This window comes from Azospirillum isscasi (genome assembly GCF_030849505.1).
Classification (GTDB): domain Bacteria; phylum Pseudomonadota; class Alphaproteobacteria; order Azospirillales; family Azospirillaceae; genus Azospirillum; species Azospirillum isscasi.
Genome location: NZ_JAUJFI010000288.1, coordinates 1 through 3,165, shown reverse-complemented (window position 1 = coordinate 3,165; position 3,165 = coordinate 1). Strand labels below are relative to the sequence as shown.

Genomic DNA, 3,165 nt, shown 5'->3' with positions numbered 1-3,165 from the left:
CGCGCCGCTGTCCGGCCCCTGGCTCGTCCTGACCGACCAGGGCGGCACCGGCGCCCGGCTGGCCGAGGCCCTGGCCGCCCGCGGCGAGGCGGTAACGACCGTGCCGCTGGCCGGCGTCACCGACCATGGCGCCTTGCTGTCCATGCGGCCCGCGCGCATCGTCCATCTGGGCACACTGGACGGCACGGACGCGCTGGAACGCGGCTTCCACAGCCTGACCGCGCTCGCCCGCGCGCTCGGTGCGCAGGCCGTGCCGAAACCCGTGCGCATCGACGTGGTGACCTCCGGAACCGCCGACGTGACGGGGGAGGAGACGCTGAACCCCGCCGCCGCCGCGGCTTTGGGCGCGGTCAAGATCATCCCGCTGGAACAGGCCGGCGTCCGCTGCCGCGCCATCGACATTCCCCCCGGCCTGGACAACGCCCGTCTTCTGGACGAGCTGGCGGTGGAGGACACCGCGCCCCACACCGCGCTGCGCGGGCGCCGCCGCTGGCAGCCGGACATTGCGCCGGCCCCGCTGCCCCCCGCCGGACAGGGGACGGCACGGCTGCGCCCGCGGGGCGTCTATCTGGTGACCGGCGGGTTCGGCGGGATGGGGGCGGCCATCGCCCGCGATCTGGCGGAGACGCTCCAGGCGCGGCTGGTGCTGGTGGGGCGGACGCCGCTGCCGCCCGACCCCGCCGACCCCCGCCACCGGCTGATCCAGGCCATCGAAGCGGCGGGGGGCGAGGCGCTGGCGGCATCCGCCGACGTGGCCGACGGGACGGCCATGGCCGCGGTGATCGCCCAGGCGCGGGCGCGCTTCGGCGCCATCCACGGGGTGATCCACACCGCCGGCCTCGCCGACCTCGCCGGGGTGATCCAGACCCGCGCCCGCGCCGACACCGACGCGGTTCTGGCGCCCAAGGTGGCGGGCACGCTGGTGCTCGACCGGCTGCTGGCCGACGGGCCGCCTTTGGACTTCATGCTGCTCTGCTCGACGCTCGGCTCCATCCTCTACGGCGCCAAGTTCGGTCAGGTCGCCTATGCCGGCGGCAACGAGTTCCTCGACCTGTTCGCCGCGGAGCGCACGGCCCGCACCGGCCAGTTCACCCAGGCGATCAACTGGGACGACTGGACCGGCGGCGGCATGACCGTCGCCGCCTACCGCCGCTGGGGCCATGAGGCCCCCTCCGCCGACGAGGCGCTGACCCCGGCGGAGGGTGTCGCCGTCTTCCGCCGCGCTCTGGAGAGCGGGCACGCGCGGCTGGCCGTGTCGATCCGCGACCTGCCGGCGCTGGCCGCCCGCGGCGCCGGCCTGATGGAGGATCTCGCCCGCCACACCGCCCCGGCGGCAGCCGTGGTTGAGGAAACCCAAACGGACGACGGTTCCACGCTCTCCCGGCTCGCCGGCTGCTGGCGGTCGCTGCTGGGGGTGGAGCGGGTGGACGGAACGTCGGACTTCTTCGGGCTCGGCGGGCATTCGCTGCTCGCCATGCAGATGCTGGCCTTCATCCGCGCCGAGCTGGGGGTGGAGATCGGGCTCGCCACGCTGTTCGAGGCCCCGGTGCTGGCCGACCTCGCCGCCCGCATCGACGCCCTGCGCGCGCCAGCCGTCGACGCCTTCGAAGAAACGGAAGAGGAGTTCATGCTGTGACGGGCGTTCGGGACCTGCTGGCCGCCCTGGCCGCCCGTGGCGTCAGCGTGACCCGCGAGGGCGACGCGCTGAAGGTGCGCGGCCCGGCGGGCGCCGTCCCGCCGGAGATGCGGGCGGAGATGGCGGCCCGCAAGGCGGACATCCTGGCCTTCCTCGGCGGTCCGGCGGGGGCGCCGGCCCCGCGGCCCGACCCGTCCGCCCCCGTGCCGCTGGCGCCCAACCAGCGCCGGCTGTGGTTTCTCGACCGGCTGGACGGCGGCACCGCCTTCGTCATGGCGGCGGCCTGGGAGATCGAGGGGCCGTTCGACGCCGGGGCGCTTCGCCGCGCCCTGACCGGGCTGACCGCGCGGCACCGGATTCTGAGCATCGTCATCCGCGACGATGGCGACGGCCCCTGCATGGTGGCGCTTCCCCCCGCCCCCTTCGCCCTGGAGGAAGAAGAGGCTTCCGGCGCCGATCCCGCCGCCCTCGCCGCGGCGGACGCCCGCCGCCCCTTCCGGCTGGCCGAAGAGCCGCCCTTCCGCGCCCGGCTGGTCCGGGTGGGGCCGGAACGGCGGGTGCTGCTGCTGTCGATGCACCACATCGTGTCCGACCGCTGGTCGATGGGCGTGCTGATGCGCGACCTGTCGGCGCTCTATGGCGAGGCGTTGACCGGCGCGCCCGCCGCCCTGCCGCCATTGCCCGTGCAATACGCCGACGTCGCCGCGTGGCAGCACGCCACCGTCGACGAGGCCCGCCGGACCGCGCAGGCGGAGGCGTGGCGCGAGCGGTTGGCCGGCGCGCCGACCGACCTCGCCTTGCCGCTGGACCGCCCGCGCCCGCCGGTGCGCGGCGACCGGGGCGGCATGGTGCGCTTCGCTCTGCCGCCGGCCACGGCGGAGTCCCTGACCCGCCTCGCGCGGGCCGCGCAGGCCACCCCCTTCATGGCGCTGCTGGCGGTCTACGCCGCCCTGCTGGCGCGCTGGAGCGGCCAGGACGAGCTGACCATCGGCTGTCCCGCCGGGGGCCGCGACCGGATGGAGACGCAGAATCTCGTCGGTTTCTTCGTCAACAATCTGGTGCTGCGCGCCGACCTGACCGGCGATCCGGACTTCGCCACGCTGCTGCGCCGTCTGCGCGCGGTCTGCCTGGACGCCTTCGACCGCCAGGAGGTGCCCTTTGACCGGGTGGTCGAGGCGGTCAACCCCGAACGCGCGCTCAACCGCGGCCCGCTGTTCCAGGCGATGTTCGTGCTCCAGACCGCGGCGGTGGAGCCGCTGTCCTTCGCGGGCGCGCGGGTTCGTCCGGTCGAGAGCGGCGGCGGCGCGTCGGAACTCGACCTGAACCTGTCGCTGGAGGCCGGGCCGGACGGCGGCGTCCTGGGCCATCTGGAATACGACGCCGACCTGTTCGACGCCGCGACCATGGAACGGCTGGCGCAGGGCTTCGTCCGGCTGGCCGCGGCGGCGGCGGAGCGGCCCGACGCGCCGGTCTCCGCCCTGCCGCTCGTCACCCCCGGGGAACGGGACGCGCTGGTCGCGGCAGCGGCC

The 3,165-nt window shown here is 75.6% G+C and carries 2 protein-coding genes; both read left to right on the top strand.

Annotated features, from left to right (window positions below):
- The coding region (locus QSG27_RS28205; protein ID WP_306712085.1) for an SDR family NAD(P)-dependent oxidoreductase at positions 1 to 1,636 on the top strand (1,636 nt) is incomplete at its 5' end.
- A partial coding sequence (locus tag QSG27_RS28200; RefSeq protein ID WP_306712084.1) for a condensation domain-containing protein occupies positions 1,633 to 3,165 on the top strand: 1,533 nt, incomplete at its 3' end. The genes QSG27_RS28205 and QSG27_RS28200, both read left to right, overlap by 4 nt.